This window comes from Clostridium pabulibutyricum, assembly GCF_058242705.1.
Genome location: NZ_JBZAYZ010000001.1, coordinates 96,974 through 114,549, shown reverse-complemented (window position 1 = coordinate 114,549; position 17,576 = coordinate 96,974). Strand labels below are relative to the sequence as shown.

The following is a 17,576-nucleotide window of genomic DNA, read 5'->3' as shown; positions in this document are numbered from 1 at the left end:
GTATTTTATACACCGGCGGGTTGATTTTAATTGAAAGGCCAGGAAGGTTTTGCTCCGCTTAACACTTCATGGACGCCAATTGCAGGATGCATTGACATTCTTTCAAAAGCCTCCACGGTATGTGCTGCCGTATGTGGAGTAACTATGACATTGCAAAGTTTAAGAAGTGGATTATCCCGCGATGGAATTTCTCCCTCAAACACATCTACAGCCGCCCCTGCTATTGTACCATTTTTGAGGGCGCATACAAGAGCTGTTGTATCAACTACCCCTCCCCTTGCAGTATTTATAAGAAATGAAGTTTTCTTCATAATGTCAAGTTCCCTTTTGCCTATAAGACCCCTTGTTGATTTCGTAAGTGGAACGTGCAGGCTTATAAAATCAGAATTTTCAAGGACATAATCCAGATTATCAGTAAACTCCACACCTTCCAAATTCTCTCCCGTATATTTATGTTTTTTATATGCTATAACATTCATCTCAAGACCATATACAGCTTTCTTTGAGACAAGTTTTCCTATATTGCCCATTCCTATAATTCCAAGGGTTTTTCCTGCAACATCCATTCCAAGGCTTGTTCTTATTTGAAAATTTCCACTCCTTATTTCACTGTCATAGGTAAAATATTTTTTTGCAAGTGCTATGACAAGTCCAATAGTATATTCAGCTACAGAATTTCTATTTGACTCAGGTGAATTTGTAAGTTTTATTCCAAGTTTTGTGGCTTCATCTACATCTATGTTATCCATTCCGACTCCAAATTTTGATATTACTTTGAGTTTTCTGCCCGCCCTCATCACTTTTTTGTTTATCCTGGCCATTCTTACTATCATTCCATCACAATCAGAAACTTCACGGACAAGTATATTCTCTGATGTACCTGATGCTACTTTTACATCATATCCCAACTTTTTTAAATATTCCTTTGCCGTTCTATCTATATCTTCAGTAATTAAAACTTTATACCTCACAGTTATTCCTCCCCTTCAAAATATTCAAGCTCATTTTTCATTTTCAATCCAGTTCTTTCCTTCTACGAGTCTTGAAATCATCATGGACGATACAGTATTGCCTGTAGAATTAAGAACCGTTGCAGCTGCATCGATTATAACACTTATAACCGATATTACAGGTACAAGATTCATGTTAAACCCATAAACGCTCAGTATGAGCATTTCTCCTATCATTCCACCGCTTGGAATAGCAGCCATAACTGCCCCTACAAGAAAAGATATTATTATTACCGATATAACAGAAGACACACTGTTCATATTCCTGCCGAATACGCCAAACAAAAATGTAATTTTCATTACACCTCCAATTACAGAACCGTCTTTGTGAATATTTGCTCCAAGCGGAATTACCGTCTCCACAATATCCTCCGGGACTTTCATTTTTTTAGTAGATTCTATATTTACAGGAATACTTGCCGCACTGGAACACGTTGCAAGTGCTGTCACTGTGGGCGCCACAGAATTCATCCAAAACAGCTTCACCCCTTTTCTGCCTCCTGACACAAATGCATAAATAGTAAAAAACACAAAATAATATATCAGTGCAATCACCGTGTAAAGTATAAATACCCGAAGATATGACTCAAGTATCTTTGAGCCAATCTGCCCTATCATGGATGCAAAATAGCAGGCAAGACCTATCGGGGCATAATACATTACTATTTTCACCATCTTCATCATAACTTCTGATCCTGATCTTAAAAACTTTTTAACAGGGTCTGCCTTTTCACCTGCAAGTACCACAGATATTCCAAAAATCAATGAAAATATAATAAGTTGTAGCATATTTTCCTTAGAAAACAAATTCGTAAAATTAGGTACTGTAACCGTGTTCACAAATTGTTCCAGTATTCCCGTCTGGTTAGTTTTTTCTACAGCACCACTTCCTGCAATAATCTTTTTCAACTCAAAATAATTTACTCCGCTAGCAGGTTTCACAACAGCCGCCCCTATAATTCCAATAATAGACGCCACTATTCCAGTGCATGCAAATACAAGGAAGGTGCCCCCCATTATTTTTCCAAATCTTTTTATTCCATTCATTCCGGCTATTGCAGAAGAGACACTGAAAAATACAAGAGGCGTTATTACCATAAACATCAAATTTAAAAACAAATCCCCAAGAGGCTTGAGAACAACTGCTTTTTCACCAAAACACACTCCTATAACCGCTCCAACTACAATAGATGAAAGCAGTACTATGGAAAACATGTAGTTTTTTAAAAATTTTTTCATTCATACACCTCCAAAACATTTTCTAAGAAACCGTGCCACTCCATTTTCCTCATTGGATTGAATTACTTCCGTTGCAATATTTTTCAATTCCTCATATGCATTTTCAACTGCATATTTCTCATCTGCAACTTCAAAAAGAGGCATGTCATTTAGATTGTCTCCAAAACAAACAAGTTTTTCGGCCTTCAAATAATTTTTAACATACATGGCTGCACTTGATTTTTTTGCCTTCGGATTCGTAGTTTCAAGCCAGAAAAATCCTTTTGAATAGATTTCTTCAGTATAATGACATCCCACGTCAAGGTTGTCTGTAAACAGTTTATACTCAAAGTCTAAATTTTTCTTTTTATCTATAGCGAAAATATTTATTACTTTACAATCCCAAACTGCTGAAAAGTCGTCCACAATTTCAAGTCTTCTGTCTTTGCTCCTGAATCTCGAATTTAAATATACATCCTGTCCAAAATTAAAAGAACCTTTGTAAAATATCTTTTTCTCTCCTGCCCGATTTACAGCCGATACCATAGGTTGTATATTTTTTTCAGCATACGTTTTTAGAATGTATGCCACCGAATCCATATCCATATAGTTTTCAACTATATTCTTCCCGGAAGCCAAATCATATATAAAAGCACCATTGTTGAGGATAACAGGAACCCTTAATTCAAGCGGAGCAATTATGTTGATCGAAGCTTCATATGATCTTGCCGTAGCTATTGTAAAATTAAGTCCCTTATTTATCAAATCATTTATTGTTTCCACCGATTCCCTGCTTATAACCTGCCTTGAATTTAAAAGTGTTCCATCCAAATCCGAAATATACAAATCCAAATATTCCTGCCTCTTTTCCTAAATAATTATCTTTTATTTTCTCCATGTTTTGAAATATACTGATAATAATAACATTTCAACTTTCCATTATACAATTTTCTATTTTTCACAGACTTTTTTCCAAAACATTTTTCGAATTTTTGATCTGCCGTTATTATAAAATAAGACCAGTCTTTGAGCTTTAAAAATACTTTCCCCATATCCTTGTAGAGTGCCTCAACCTCTTCAATTTCACCAAGTCTCTCTCCATATGGCGGATTTGATATTATAAATCCTGATTTCTCTTCTGGTTTGAAGGCTTGAACCGGAGATTTCTTAAATGCAATGCAGTCTTGAACTCCAGCTTTTTCTGCATTGTTCATAGCAGTTCTCAGCACTCTGCCATTTATATCAGAGGCCGAAATTTCAAATTTATCCTTGCTTATCGAACACATGGCATACTTTCTCAAATCATCCCATATATTTTTTGGAATAATACCCCACTTTTCAGATACAAAGCTTCTTCCAAGTCCCGGAGCAATATTTTTTCCTATAAGGGCCGCCTCTATGGCAATTGTTCCAGAACCGCACATTGGATCTGCAAGTTTTATACTTGTGTTCCATCCACTCAGGATAACGAGGGCTGCCGCAAGAGTTTCTTTTATTGGAGCTTCTCCTGAATTTTTTCTATACCCCCTTTTGTGAAGTCCTTCGCCGGAAGTGTCCACAGTAAGTGTAACTATATCTTTAAGTATCCCGACTTCTATTCTATATTCTGCACCGCTCTCTTCAAATTTCTCAATATTATATTTGTCTTTCATAGATTCAACTACAGCCTTTTTTACTATGGACTGGCAATCCGGAACGCTGTGGAGTACCGATTTTATTGACTTGCCCGTTACGTGCATAAATGCATCTTCAGGCATAAACGATCCCCAGTCTACGGATTTCGTTCCCTGAAACAATTCTTCAAAACTCTCAGCCTTGAACTGTGCCATCCTAACAAGAACCCTGTCTGCCGTCCTAAGCCAGAGATTACAGGTAACTATGTCCATTTCATCACCTGTAAAAGTAACCTTTCCGTTTTCAATTTTTAAATCTTCATACCCAAGATTTCTAAGTTCTCCAGCAACCACAGACTCAAGTCCGAAAGTTGATGTTGCAATTAAAGTATATTCCAATGTAATTCCTCCTAGATTTCAACTAGATTGTAGTTTCTAGTTCCAAGTCCAATTTCTTCGCCATAGCTAAGCTGTACATAACCGTATGTGTTTTTTCTCAGTCCTTTGAATTTATCTTCCCCATCTTTTATACAAGCTCCATTTTTCTTATGAAGCATACTTCCTTCAAGTCCATGGGATTTGTTTACAAGGTCATAACAGGCCGTATCAAGAGCTACAGGGTCTGTTGATGCAAGTATTCCTATATCCGGAACTATGGGTGCATCACTCCATGGAACACAGTCACAATCAGGGGTTACATTTATGACAAAATTAATGTATCCAACCCTTCCTTCTTTTCCTTTTACAGCTCCATAAGCATATTCAGTGAGCTTTTCTGTGAATATCCTGAGTTCTTCTTCTTTTCCAGAATCAATTGCTTTAACAGGACAGACGGTCATACATTCTCCGCACCCTATGCAGGTCATTTTATCTATGGAAGATTTTTTATTTTTCAAAGTTATAGCCTGTTTTGGGCATACTTTTGTACACTCTCCACAACCTATGCATTTTTCAGTAACTACACCAGGCCTTATAGAATGCTGATCTCTTTTACCCTGTGGATTTGCGCATCCCATAGCCAAATTTTTAATTGCACCTCCAAAACCAGCTGCTTCATGTGCCTTAAAATGTGAAATCACAATCATACTGTCTGATTCAAATACAACTCCAGATATTCTGGCCTTTTTAAAATGTTTCTTGTCTATAGAGACTTCCCTTACATTTTCTCCTCTCAACCCATCGGCTATTATAACCGGAGCATCAACGGCATAATTTGTAAATCCGTGAAGTGCTGCTGTAGTTGAATGATCAACAGCATTTGACCTACTCCCTGTATATAATGTATTTGAATCCGTTAAAAATGGATTTGCCTTCGATTCTTTTATTTTATCAACAACCTGCCGTACAAATATTGGGTTTATATATGCGTCGCTTCCAAGTTCACCAAAATGAAGTTTTATTGCAGTAAGATCACCATCTTTTAAAACATCTCGAAATCCAGCTGCATCAAACAATTTTCTTATTTTACTAACTTTATTTTGTTTTTCACTTCTTGCTCTTAAATCTGCAAAATATACATCACTTTTCAAACAAATCACCCCTTAAATTCATTTTTAAAAAATTCCACCGTACATTCAAGTACTTCATCTTCCCATTCTTTTTTATTAAATGTGTGATCTGATCCTTCAACAGGATGCAAAAATGATTTTTCTCCATAAATATCAAGATATCTTTCGGATGTATTGAATGAAACCATCTCATCACAATTTCCATGTATCAGAAGTACATTTTTCTCATAATTTGATGCCCTTTTGAATATATCTATTTTTTCAAGCGCCTTCACAAACTCTTTTCCAATGGAAAATCCATCAAGGTCAAAAAATCCCCTTTTAGTCAATACTCCAATATTTTGATTCGTTTTAAACCCATCAACAATCTCCTGCATATTTCCTGCCGGAGCCCAAAGGCATAAAGCTTTCACATCTTCATTACAGTCACCGGCAAGTATACTTGCAACAGCTCCTCCCATACTAAGCCCAAGAACACCTATATTCTCTATATCTACAAAATCCAGTCCCTTTGCATAATCCAATATAGTTTTGGACTCATGAAGTTCAGTGAGTATAGTCATATCAACAAATTCTCCATCACTTTCACCACTTCCGCTAAAGTCAAACCTCAAACTTGCAATGCCTTTCTTTTCAAACAGCCTTGACATTTTAACGAACATGAAATGTTTTTCCTCTTTATTTCCTTTGAAACCATGGAACATGCAAACCAAAGGTACTTTTCCCGAAATGCCCTCCGGTATGTGAACAACACCTCTCAAAACAAGATTTCCTCTCTCAATTTCAACTGCCTTCTGCATACTGTGCTACCTCCATTTTATACTTTAAACATAATTTTACTATAAAAAAGCAAATCAAGGCAAGTAACTCCCCTGACTCTTCCAGACTAAACAAACTGCAGGAAAATGCTTTCCTGCAGTCACTCTTTATTACTACTATTTATACCATCTGTTCTAGCAATCCTGAAAAATACTTTACATGAGATCTTTCCTCTTCAAGTATATCGGAAAGAGTTTTTTTCAAATCAGGTGATGAAACACCCTTGTACATATGTGCATAAACATCAACTGTAAGTTTTTCTGTATTAACCGCATGCTGTACAGCCGTTTTTAAATCACTGAAGGCATCTTCAGGCAGCTCTTTATGATCAAATACCTTATTTTCTATCAAATCTCTCAAATATACAACTACATCTTCATCAAAAAGATAGTCCTCTGAATCTGATTCATACTTCTTTGAAGCTTCATTAAACAGCTTTTGGAACTTCTCACGATGTATAAACTCCTGACCTGCCGCCGCCTTTAAAAATTCTTTTGTTTTTCCTTTTGTATACTTTACTCCATTAGTATAAAATTTATATCCCTCATCCTCCATAAGCATTGCTATTTTAAGCATCTCACAGGCATTAAAATTATTATTTCCTGCCATAAACAACACTCCCTTTCCATAAATATTTGTATAATTAAATAATACACTTAAATGTAATATTTATCAATAGATAATTATTATTAAAAAGTTATTTTTAGAGTTATTTTTATGAAATAAAAATATGTTTCACTACTTGTATATAAGTTTTCCAATCAACCCTCCAATTACCTAACATATTTTATCTCATACTGTACAAACTTTAAATATAAGTATCCAATACTTATTAAATCATTTAAAAGGAGTGGTTGAAATGGCATCAAGCAGTAACAGATTAGTTGTACCTGGAGCTAAGGAAAAACTTAACCAGTTTAAAATGGAATCAGCAAGAGAAGTTGGGGTAAACTTGAAACAGGGTTACAATGGTGACCTTACATCAAGAGAAGCAGGTTCTGTTGGTGGAAACATGGTTAAAAAAATGGTAGAAGCTTATGAGCAGGGCATGAAATAAATAAAATGAAGCTATATGGAGTAAAGCTTGAAGTGATATAAATCATTTCAAGCTTTATTTCTTGTATATTTTGCCATACTCATGATATCATTATATCAGTTAGACAAAGGGGGAACTTTTATAATGATAAAAAAATTATTTTCATGCTTTCTAGTATCCTGTTTTATATTTTTACCCTGTGGAAATGCTTTAAACATCAAAGTCCGTGCTGAATCCGTACAAAATATTTCCTCAAAAGCAACTCTCGATATCGGGAATTCGAAAATATCTTCCGATCCAAATATAATTTATGAAAACTCAAATTCAATTGTTATGGTTTCTTTAAACTCTGTATATGACAAATTACTTGAGAAATCCTCTCTTTCCACAAACCATAATAATGTCACGCTCAAAAATCCTCATACAACCATAGAACTTCAAAATGGAAATAAAAAAATTATCTCAAACAGCACATCAATATATCTTGAAACTGCTCCTGAAATCAAAAACGACGTAATATATGTGCCTTTGGAATTTTTCAGCAAAGTTCTAAATAAAACTATAAATTGGAATTTTGTTACAAAGACTGCAAAAATATGTACTCCTTATGAAAACAAAGAAACCTATTTCAAAAATTCCAATCAGACAAATGACACCAGAGCAAAACTGGATAATTATCTAACTCTCCTGCAGCAAAATGAAAACTTTCATGGAAGCGTACTAGTGGCCCAAAACGGCAATATAATTCTTGACAAAGGCTACGGAAAATCGGATTTCTCACAGAACATAGACAATTCACCTAAAACAGAATTTCCAATTGGCTCAATGACAAAACAATTTACTGCACTTTCCATAATGCAGCTCGTAGAACGTGGTCTGTTAAGTGAAAATGACCCCCTCTCAAAATTTATTCCGGATTATCCTAATGGCAACTCGATAACTATAAAAAATTTATTGACTCATACTTCCGGAATTGTAAATTACACAAACCTTCCAGAATTCTGGTCCATGAATACTGATTCAGTGAAGGATATAAACAAAGTAATAGACCTCTTCAAGAACAAACCACTTGAATTCAAACCTGGAAGTCAATTTTCCTATTCAAACTCTGGATACACTTTGCTAAGCTATATAATTACAAAAGTAACAGGAATGAGCTACATAGATTACTTCAAGAAAAATATTTTTGCTCCTTTGGACATGAAAAATACTGGAATGTCCTATAACGGAGAAGACAAGCTGTATACATCTTCAGGCTACACTGGATATCTTGATGTTTTTCCCGTAAATGACCAGATAGATTTAAACGGATGTTTTGGAGCAGGATCACTCTATTCAACCACAGAAGATCTTTATAAATGGGACAGGGCTCTTTATACAAACAAACTTTTGAAATCTGAAAACCTGAAAAAAATATTCACAGGTTACATTGAAATGGGAAAATACCAGCCATCTTATGGATATGGATGGATGATTACCGACGGAAAACTCGGGAAACAAATTTACCATGGTGGAAACGTACTTGGTTTTACAAGCAATATTTCAAGATATCCTGAAAAGGACATGACTATAATAATTCTCACAAACCTTGGGAATTCCATATTGAACAAATTGAATGATACGCTGGCGGACATATCCACTGGATACAGTTACAGCCTTCCAGAACCCAAAAATACAATCAACCTTGATAAAAAAATAATTGAAAAATATACAGGAACATACAAGCTTCAAGAAAATTCTTCTATTTTTACAATAAAAAGTGATGGCAATCATCTTTACTACGAAATCAACAATGAAAAATATGAATTGCTTCCACAAACAGCTAAAAAATTTTACATGCGGGAAGCCGATGCACAATTTGAATTTCTGACAGATGGAAAGGGAAATCCCCATGGTATAAAGATATACCAGTACGACTCAACCTTTATCGCAGACAAAGAGAAATAAAAGCTTTAAAAGCGGCTAAAATATTATTTGGGCCGCTTTTAATATATTGAATTTATCTTATAAAATTCATAAATACCTTCTCTTCATTCTTGTTTTCTTCTATTTTATCCTTTCCAAATTCAACAAGCTTCATGATCCATGCCATATTCTTGCCAAGTATACTCATAATCTGCATTCCTTCTTTATCTTTGAGCGCTTCTCCTGGTTGAGTTCCATAAATCACATTCCAGTAGTTTGATGTAGGCATAATCATTTCTGAAAAAGTAATATAATTGTTCAACTCATTGAATGCCGGTATGCCTCCTGCTCTTCTAACTGCAACAACACTTGCTGCCACCTTGTGCCTTAAAAAGTTTCCATTTGAAGATGCCACATAAAACGCTCTATCCAAAAATGATTTCATTGTCCCTGCTATTGAAGAAAAATACACAGGTGCTCCGAGTATTATTCCATCCGCCTCTTTCATCTTGGAAATCCATTCATTTACAGGATCATCCTGTATAACACATCTGCAATTCTGATTTGCTATACATCCCCCACAGGCAGTACATCCCCTGATTTTCTTGTTTCCCACATGAATCACTTCAACTTCTATACCATTTTTCTGAAGTTCTGCCGAAACAAGCTTTATTGCCTGATAGGTGTTTCCTTCCTTTACCGGACTTCCATTGAATGCAACAACTTTCATTAAATTTACCTCCTTAAATTAGAATTTTTTTATTTGATGCTTCTTCCAAATTCACGGACTTTTTCAAGTTTGTCAGAATTTTTCATTGCATCCTTTGCTCTCATTCCACTTACAGTAATTATTCCTCTGTCCTTCCATCCAAGATACCTGTTTATTCCCTTGTATGCAGCTATTGCAGAATCATATACATTCTCGGAACCTGAATCAAGAAGGAGCGCTGCATTCTTAATTGGATAATCCTTCCCCTTTGCATAAAACCTGTCTATAACAGCCTTTATCTGGGAACTCAGTGTAAAATAATATATAGGAGATGCATAAACAATCATGTCTGATTCTGACATCTTCTCATATATTTTCTTCATATCATCCTTCTGCACGCATTCTCCACCATGAGAGTGACAGTATTCACAGGCAATACAGGGATTTACATCGAGTCCGCTCAGCTTTACAACATCAACTTTGTTTCCTGCATCTCTTGCTCCATCTGCAAAAACATCAGCCATGACTTCAGTATTTGCTCCCTTTCTTGGACTTCCTGTAACAACTAAAATATTCATAAAAATTTTCCTCTCCTATCTTAAAATAATATATACATGATTTAATTATACTGCAATTCCAACTTATAAATAAAGATTTATACAGGCATGTAAAATTTACTCATATCAAATCCTTCAATCTCAAGAAGTCTATATTTTACATCAAGTCCACATCCATAACCGGTAAGGTTTCCACCTGCTCCAACAACACGATGACAAGGCACAATTATAGGTATCGGATTTCTTCCAACCGCCCCTCCTACAGCTTGAGACGACATTTTCTTTATACCCCTTGCAGCGGCAATCTTCTTTGCAATTTCTCCATAAGTCTCAACTTTGCCATAGGGTATATTAGATACAAGCTCCCACACCATCTTCTGAAATACAGTTCCGCAGAGTTCAAGCGGTATGTCAAAATCAGGCTTGACGCCCGAAAAATAACAATCAAGCCAGTACTTGGTTTTTATTAATACTTCAAAATCGTGAAAATCGCTGTCGACATACTCTGCTATATGTTTTGACTCTTTGCTTATGCCAATCTTCGTTATACTTTTGCCGTCACTTATTATTGATAAATATCCCACAGGGGATATATACCTGCATTTATATTTTATGTTCAAATTAATCACCTATTTTCAACAATTTTTACCTTACATCAATCTGCAGCTCAATATTATTATTCAAGTATAACCCAAATCAAGCAAATGTACTATGGAACAGTTCCATGACATTTGCTTGATCTTAAAAAATCATATTATATTTTTTAAATTTTTTCATAAAATTATAATATTTCTTTTAAAGATTCCATCCAACAGCCCTTTTTCTTATGTTTATAAATTCGTTGTACAATCCTTTTTCTTTTAGCAGTTTGCTGTGACTTCCTCTCTGAACAATACGTCCTCCCTTCAATACAAAAATTATATCCGCATTTCTCACTGTTGAAAGACGATGTACAATTGAAATTACGGTTTTATGTGATGTAAGAGCAGAGATTGCCAGTTGAAGTTGCCTTTCATTCTCAGGATCAACACTTGATGCAGCTTCATCAAGTATAATTATAGGTGCATCTTTAAGTATTGCCCTGGCAATTGAAATACGCTGTTTTTCTCCTCCCGATAGACTGTTTCCTCCCTCACCGATTACAGTATCATAGCCCTTTGAAAGTTTTTCTATAAAATCGTGGCAGCAAGCTTTTTTGCAAGCTTCAATTACTTGATCCATTTTTGCCTCCGAGCATCCGAACTTTATATTGTTTAAAACAGTATCATGGAAAAGATACACATCTTGAAAAACCATACTTATATTTCTCATAAGACTTTCACATGTATATTCTCTGACATCATGTCCACCTATAGTTATCTTTCCTTCATCAACATCCCAAAATCTTGCTATAAGGCTGCATATTGTACTTTTTCCACCACCTGATGGTCCTACAATGGCTGCAGTAGAATTTTGTGGAATTGTCATGCTTATATTATCTATAATCTTTCTCTTGTCATAAGAAAAGGATACATTTTGAATCTCAATGTCATAGTTATCAGGTATTATATCCTTTCCCCCCTCGTCCATAAGCGGACTTTTTTCTACACTTTCAATTTTATCCATACTGCTGTCTATAATCCTTAGTTCAGCTGAAACAGTCCCTATCAATTCTATATATGAATAAATCACAAAACTTGATATAATCATCATAATACTTGCCAAAACCGAAAGGCTGCCTCCCAAGAAGAAATAACATGATACTATTACAATAACAAAGGATGCAAATTTGAAAACATAAGTATAAAGCGGTATAAGAGTTGTAAACATTTTTTCCATATTTGTATTTCTTATACGACTTTCTTCAATAGCTTTATCTACCTGTCTGTTTGACTTTTTATCCAAGCCAAAGGATTTTACAATCGATATTCCACGTATATATTCAAGAATCGCTGATGCAAGATTCCTCTGCGCCTGCTGGCGTTCCTTGGAAATATCAATACTTTTATTCTGAATTTTTGAGTTTAAAATAGTACCTATAACAAGTGCAGCAACAGATATAGCCCCAATTCTCCAATCGAAAAAGCTTATAGCTATGGTTATTGCAATTGCATGTACAAATCCCACAACAATCTTGTCCAAAACATCACCGGACTTATTTTCAATATCGTAAATAGTAGTAGTAACTACAGACGATATTTCTCCAAGTTTATTAGCTTTGAAATATCCCATGGGCATTTTTTTCAATCTCTCTCCAATTTGAATTCTCTTTCTTGAGCACATCGAAAAGCAAGCAATACTTCTCTTTTCATTGGCCAGATATCCGAATATTATCTTTCCTGCAAGTCCCAAGACCATTATAATAAGCGGCAGGAGCACGATTTCTGTTGTAACATTCGCTCCTGAACTTTTAAGTGATATAATCTCATATAATGCATATAACATTGCAAAAACAGGTACTGCCTGACAAATAGAGAAGATAACATCAAGTATAAACGATTGAACAAGGTCTTTCTTGTAAATACCTGCAAACTTTAAAATTCTTTTTATTGTTTTAATCATATTCCTCTCCCCTTTTTGCTCCTATATGTGCTTCCCACATCTCTCTATACAAGCTGCAGTCCTCAAGAAGTCTTTCATGTGTTCCCTGCGCCTCTATATTTCCCTTGTTAAGTACAACTATATTATCTGCAGACATTATAGTTGAAAGTCTGTGTGCTATTACAATCAATGTTTTTCCTTTTACCATTCGTGATATTGATTCCTGTATCACAGCTTCATTTTCCGGATCTGTATATGCAGTAGCTTCATCAAGGACAACTATAGGACTATCTTTGAGTATTGCCCTGGCAATTGAAATACGCTGTCTCTCTCCTCCTGAAAAGTTCATTCCAGATTCACCTGCACGAGTATCATATCCATTTTCAAGAGACATGATAAAATCATGGCAGCTTGCCATCTTTGCTGCTTGAATGACTTCCTCGTCAGAGGCATTAAGGTTTCCGATCCTTATATTTTCTTTAACAGACATGTCAAACAAAAAGTTTTCCTGGGATACATAAGATATAAGATTACCTATCTGTTCAAGCGGAATATCTTTTACATCAACATGTCCTATTGTCATTTTTCCCTCGGTCACTTCAAAAAAACTTGCAATGAGCCTTGCTATAGTTGATTTTCCCGAGCCTGAAGGACCTACAATAGCTGTCATTCCTCCCGGTGTTGTTTCAAATGATATTCCATGTATTATTTCAGTACCTCCACAGCTGAATTTTACATTTTCAAATTTTATTTTATTATTCTTTAGTTTTTTATAATCATGCGGACGCACTAATTCCTTCTGATTAAGTATTTCATACACCTTTCCTATGATAGTACCCATGGATGCTATATTATCTGTATACTGCATGGCATTCACAAGTGGCGTCAAAAGTCCGAAACAAAGTATTATACATGTTATAAATACTGAAAGCTCAATAGTACCCTTCGCATAAAAATACAATCCTGCAGGCAGTGTAAAGAAAAGTGCTTCAGGTGTAATATACATTACTGCCGTATATAAGAACAAAGTATTTTTAAAAAATGCCGTAACTGCACTGCAATTATTTTCCACAGAATCAGAATATTTTTTATAAGAAACAGATGCCTGATTGAAGGCTTTTATTGCCTCTATCCCGTTTACATATTCAACTATGGTTGAATTCATTACATTCCCAGCTTCTGAATATTCTTTGTAGTAATATACATATTTTTTCATTATACACTTGTATAAAATCATTCCTATAGGGATTGTACCAAGAGAAATCAGTGCCATGCGCCAGTCAAGATAAAGCATGTAGATAAAGACAAATACAGGTACAATAAGATTTGAAATCATCTCGGGTATTATATGTGCAAGAGGTGCTTCAAGCTGCTCTACAGTATCAACTATTACTGTTTTCAATTTTCCCGATGGAGTTTCAAGAACATAACCAAGTGGAACTTTTGAAAGTTTTTCCGTCAATTTAGAACGAATATTCTTTAGAATCGTAAAAGCTGCATTATGGGATATGGAAGTAGAGAGTGCATTTAACACGACCTTCCCTGTGTATCCTACAAAAATAATCAGTACAGGATATAAAAAGTCGCTGAAATTTTTGACACCGTCTAATATTTTCAAAACGATATCCGCCGCGGCAAAATATGGCAGCATTCCGAAGGCTACACCAAATAATGCCAGAATCATTGAAACTGTCATCTCTCCTTTGCACTGTGATGCAAACAGCATGAGTTTATTAAAAGTACTATCTTTTTTCATTAAAACCTCCTCTTTGTTTTACAAACATAAAAAAATTCAATGTAGTCATTTTCTTAAACTACATTGAATTATATCCCTCAGCCAAATTTACATCTACTCCATTCAAACTTTTATGCTCCAAAAGTGTATACAAGTTATTTTTTTCTAAATTCACCGGGAGCAATTCCCATAACATCCCGAAAAGCCTTTGAAAATTTACTTGCATTTTGATAACCAACGGAAACTGCAATATTCCCTATTGTATGTTTTGTAGTCAAAAGCATACCCGCTGCCTTTTTTATTCTGAATTCCTTTATAAATGCATAGTAAGTCTTGCCGTATACTTCCTTAAAGCAATCTGAAAATGTCCTAATACCTATATCATATCTGCTTCCTACCTCTCCTACAGACGTATATTCATCAAGATTCTGAGTTATATCCATCATTATAAGCTTTACCTTTTCTATAGTCCTTCTTGTAAAATACTTTCCACTCATTCTGGGCATTCCATTGCGACTGCTTATTAAAAACAATATCAGTTCTGAAAATTTCAAAACTGCTCTTTCCCTCCAATACACACCTTCTGATATAATATCTCCAATAAGCTCCTGTATATATCTATTATTCGGCAATATTGTAAAACCTCCACAAGCCTCCAGTTTGCAAAACAGAAATGAACTGTTAATATCGCTTTTGCCAAATATGCTTCTTAAAAAGCAATCGAGGGCCTCCCTTGTAGTTACCATTGAAATACCCCTATAGGTTCCAAGTGGAAAATTATGCTTGTGTCTGCCATTTTTCAAAATTGCTACTGCAAAATCTCCTGGTGCCACATAAAATATTCTTCGATTTGAATAATCAAGCTCGCACCTGCCGTCTATGCAGTAGTTCATCTCCAAGACTCCACCCTCTTCTACAGGAAGAAGTTCCTTACCGTTTAACATAAAGTCATGATAAACAATCCATATTCCCGGGAATATTTCACACTGCATTGTTTTACCATTAATATAATCCGGATTATAATAATAAGTTGTTTTATCTCCAACTTGACATGCTTCTCTTATCATATCTGAAAACGAGGCATGCCACCTGATATCAGATATGTACAATCTCTTATTCAAATAATCTCCCTTTCCAAATAAGTAATATATGATTATCGCAAATGACAATGAATATCATTTACAATAATCATAGCACATATCAAAAAAAATATAAACAACATTTCTTCAAAGCAAAAACAACGCCTACAAAAACAGGCGTTATTTTTATTAATATTTCTACTTTCCAATAAAGCGAACTGCACCTTTTGATGCCGATGTAGTACTTATTGAGTACAGCTCCAAAAGCTTGCTTACCTTTCTCTTTACAATCTCCAGATGTTTTCTTCTCTTTTCCAACTCTTCACTGGATACAAGCAGCGAAATGGAACGTTTTGCAATATCTATGGAAATTTTATCACCATCTTTTACAAAAGCAATAATTCCTCCTTCTGCAGCCTCCGGACTCACATATCCAACAGACAATCCTGCAGATGCACCGGAAAAACGACCATCTGTAATAAGTGCAATATCCTTGAATTTTCCTAAAATCTCTGTACATCTATGCAATTCCCTCATTCCAGGGCCACCTTTTGGGCCTTCATATCGAATTACAACAGCATGATGCTCATGGATTTTTCCGGCCTGATAAGCATCGTCAAATTCATCCTCACTGTCAAATACAATCGCATCTCCTACAAAAGTTTTCAAATATTCAGGTACAGCAGACTGTTTAATCAAAGCACCACCCTCTGCTATGTTTCCCTTGAGCACAGCAATGCCGCCTTCCCTGTCAATTGGATTTTGAATGCTATGGATAATCTCACGGTCAAAAACACTTGCATCTTTAATATTTTCCCCAACCGTTTTTCCGTTTACTGTCAAGGCATCCAAACTCAAATGTTCGGAAATTTCTTTCATTAGAGCCGGCATTCCCCCCGCCCTCTGCAAATCGTTTGTCGTATATTCATTATTGTTAGGTGTAACCCCTGCAATAAATGGTACTTTTCGACTGATTTCATCAAACATATCAAGTGGAAGATCTATTCCTGCCTCATGTGCAATTGCCGGAAGATGCAGGCATGCATTGAGTGATCCTCCCATAGCAAGCAAAACTGAAATTGCATTTTTAAAGGCATCCAGTGTAAGAATATCACGTGCCTTTATTCCTTTCTTAACAAGTTCCACTGCCTGACGTCCTGCCGCCTCTGCAGCCATGAATTGTTCTTCCGACAAAGCCCTCATCCATGATGATTTAGGCAATGCCATTCCCAAAGCTTCTGACAATCCCTGCATAGTATTTGCCGTGCCAAGGAATGGACATACTCCCTTGCTCGGATAATATTTATTGGTTACATCTACAAGCCCTTTTTCATCGAGTTTTCCATCCAGGAACTGCTTTCTTGCAGCTTTTGATTCTTTTGGTTTAATGTAATTTGGCATTACTCCCCCAAGTACCACCAAAGTTGGAAGATTCAAACGTGCAGATGCCATAAGCATTCCCGGAACAATCTTGTCGCAGGAACTTAATGCAACCATTCCATCAAAAATTCCATGTCCATTTACCATTATCTCTACACTGTCTGCAATTGTTTCACGGCTTGGCAGAGAATATTTCATTCCATCATGTCCTTGAGCTATACCATCACAGACTGCAATTGTATTAAACTCAAGTGGAAGTCCCCCTGCTTCCTTCACTCCTTTTTTTACCCTGTCGGCAAGTTCCCTTAAATGTGCATGTCCTGGAACAATTTCATTCCATGAATTTGCAATTGCAATGATAGGTTTGTCCATATTCTTGTAATCAACTCCGCATGAACAAAGATGTCCTTTCAATATAGCACGAGTATATGGCCTTATCGTTGAAAGATGATTTTTCATAATTACACTCCCTTAATTGATACAACTA

Annotated in this window: 16 protein-coding genes; 2 read left to right on the top strand and 14 right to left on the bottom strand. The window is 35.6% G+C overall.

The annotated features are described in order from the left end of the window. Positions 1-26: 26 nt before the first annotated feature. From AC4CVH_RS00575 to AC4CVH_RS00545, 7 genes are all read right to left on the bottom strand, one after another. Positions 27-971 carry a hydroxyacid dehydrogenase gene (locus tag AC4CVH_RS00575; protein ID WP_490785766.1) on the bottom strand — a complete coding sequence of 315 codons (945 nt, stop codon included), beginning with the start codon at positions 969-971 and terminating at the stop codon, positions 27-29. Between the two features lie 30 nt (positions 972-1,001). Continuing rightward, positions 1,002-2,249, bottom strand: a complete 1,248-nt coding sequence (locus tag AC4CVH_RS00570; protein ID WP_490785765.1) for a dicarboxylate/amino acid:cation symporter — start codon at positions 2,247-2,249, stop codon at positions 1,002-1,004. Next, complete coding sequence (locus AC4CVH_RS00565; protein WP_490785764.1) at positions 2,250-3,080, bottom strand: HAD family hydrolase; 831 nt, start codon at positions 3,078-3,080, stop codon at positions 2,250-2,252. Between the two features lie 26 nt (positions 3,081-3,106). After that, positions 3,107-4,240, bottom strand: coding sequence for a THUMP domain-containing class I SAM-dependent RNA methyltransferase (locus AC4CVH_RS00560; RefSeq protein ID WP_490785763.1), 1,134 nt, complete (start codon positions 4,238-4,240; stop codon positions 3,107-3,109). Positions 4,241-4,251: 11 nt separating this feature from the next. Further along, the gene (locus AC4CVH_RS00555) at positions 4,252-5,370 is read right to left on the bottom strand and encodes a DUF362 domain-containing protein (RefSeq protein WP_490785762.1); all 1,119 of its coding nucleotides are present in this window, start codon (positions 5,368-5,370) and stop codon (positions 4,252-4,254) included. A gap of 5 nt (positions 5,371-5,375) precedes the next feature. Continuing rightward, complete coding sequence (locus tag AC4CVH_RS00550; protein WP_490785761.1) at positions 5,376-6,149, bottom strand: alpha/beta hydrolase; 774 nt, start codon at positions 6,147-6,149, stop codon at positions 5,376-5,378. A gap of 139 nt (positions 6,150-6,288) precedes the next feature. Then, positions 6,289-6,777, bottom strand: coding sequence for a ferritin family protein (locus AC4CVH_RS00545; protein WP_490785760.1), 489 nt, complete (start codon positions 6,775-6,777; stop codon positions 6,289-6,291). A 250-nt stretch (positions 6,778-7,027) separates the two neighbouring features. Between AC4CVH_RS00545 and AC4CVH_RS00540 the strand changes: the two genes are divergently transcribed. Both AC4CVH_RS00540 and AC4CVH_RS00535 read left to right on the top strand, forming a co-directional pair. Then, complete coding sequence (locus AC4CVH_RS00540; protein WP_490785759.1) at positions 7,028-7,225, top strand: alpha/beta-type small acid-soluble spore protein; 198 nt, start codon at positions 7,028-7,030, stop codon at positions 7,223-7,225. Between the two features lie 123 nt (positions 7,226-7,348). Next, entirely contained in the window at positions 7,349-9,151 is a 1,803-nt protein-coding gene (locus AC4CVH_RS00535; RefSeq protein ID WP_490785758.1) for a serine hydrolase, read from the top strand. Positions 9,152-9,203: 52 nt separating this feature from the next. On the opposite strand, the gene AC4CVH_RS00530 is transcribed toward AC4CVH_RS00535, so the two are convergent. From AC4CVH_RS00530 to ilvD, 7 genes are all read right to left on the bottom strand, one after another. Then, positions 9,204-9,839 (bottom strand): flavodoxin family protein, encoded by a 636-nt coding sequence (locus tag AC4CVH_RS00530; protein ID WP_490785757.1) that lies wholly within the window; start codon positions 9,837-9,839, stop codon positions 9,204-9,206. Positions 9,840-9,868: 29 nt separating this feature from the next. Continuing rightward, positions 9,869-10,396 carry a flavodoxin family protein gene (locus AC4CVH_RS00525; RefSeq protein WP_490785756.1) on the bottom strand — a complete coding sequence of 176 codons (528 nt, stop codon included), beginning with the start codon at positions 10,394-10,396 and terminating at the stop codon, positions 9,869-9,871. A 77-nt stretch (positions 10,397-10,473) separates the two neighbouring features. Beyond that, entirely contained in the window at positions 10,474-10,995 is a 522-nt protein-coding gene (locus tag AC4CVH_RS00520; protein ID WP_490785755.1) for a methylated-DNA--[protein]-cysteine S-methyltransferase, read from the bottom strand. Between the two features lie 175 nt (positions 10,996-11,170). Next, positions 11,171-12,916, bottom strand: coding sequence for an ABC transporter ATP-binding protein (locus AC4CVH_RS00515; RefSeq protein ID WP_490785754.1), 1,746 nt, complete (start codon positions 12,914-12,916; stop codon positions 11,171-11,173). Continuing rightward, complete coding sequence (locus AC4CVH_RS00510) at positions 12,909-14,651, bottom strand: ABC transporter ATP-binding protein (protein ID WP_490785753.1); 1,743 nt, start codon at positions 14,649-14,651, stop codon at positions 12,909-12,911. The genes AC4CVH_RS00515 and AC4CVH_RS00510 overlap by 8 nt, the downstream gene beginning before the upstream one ends. Before the next feature lie 134 nt (positions 14,652-14,785). Then, a complete protein-coding gene (locus tag AC4CVH_RS00505; protein WP_490785752.1) occupies positions 14,786-15,751 on the bottom strand; it encodes a helix-turn-helix domain-containing protein in 966 nt (321 codons plus the stop codon). A gap of 156 nt (positions 15,752-15,907) precedes the next feature. After that, a complete protein-coding gene (ilvD, locus tag AC4CVH_RS00500; protein WP_490785751.1) occupies positions 15,908-17,548 on the bottom strand; it encodes a dihydroxy-acid dehydratase in 1,641 nt (546 codons plus the stop codon). Positions 17,549-17,576 lie beyond the last annotated feature (28 nt).

Bases quoted from the DNA above. Each gene is read 5' to 3' on its own strand.
- AC4CVH_RS00540 (WP_490785759.1), top strand. From the start codon at position 7,028: ATGGCATCAAGCAGTAACAGATTAGTTGTACCTGGAGCTAAGGAAAAA.
- AC4CVH_RS00515 (WP_490785754.1), bottom strand. From the start codon at position 12,916: ATGATTAAAACAATAAAAAGAATTTTAAAGTTTGCAGGTATTTACAAG.
- AC4CVH_RS00525 (WP_490785756.1), bottom strand. From the start codon at position 10,396: ATGAATATTTTAGTTGTTACAGGAAGTCCAAGAAAGGGAGCAAATACT.
- AC4CVH_RS00570 (WP_490785765.1), bottom strand. From the start codon at position 2,249: ATGAAAAAATTTTTAAAAAACTACATGTTTTCCATAGTACTGCTTTCA.
- AC4CVH_RS00510 (WP_490785753.1), bottom strand. From the start codon at position 14,651: ATGAAAAAAGATAGTACTTTTAATAAACTCATGCTGTTTGCATCACAG.
- AC4CVH_RS00535 (WP_490785758.1), top strand. From the start codon at position 7,349: ATGATAAAAAAATTATTTTCATGCTTTCTAGTATCCTGTTTTATATTT.
- AC4CVH_RS00545 (WP_490785760.1), bottom strand. From the start codon at position 6,777: ATGGCAGGAAATAATAATTTTAATGCCTGTGAGATGCTTAAAATAGCA.
- AC4CVH_RS00550 (WP_490785761.1), bottom strand. From the start codon at position 6,149: ATGCAGAAGGCAGTTGAAATTGAGAGAGGAAATCTTGTTTTGAGAGGT.
- ilvD (WP_490785751.1), bottom strand. From the start codon at position 17,548: ATGAAAAATCATCTTTCAACGATAAGGCCATATACTCGTGCTATATTG.
- AC4CVH_RS00530 (WP_490785757.1), bottom strand. From the start codon at position 9,839: ATGAAAGTTGTTGCATTCAATGGAAGTCCGGTAAAGGAAGGAAACACC.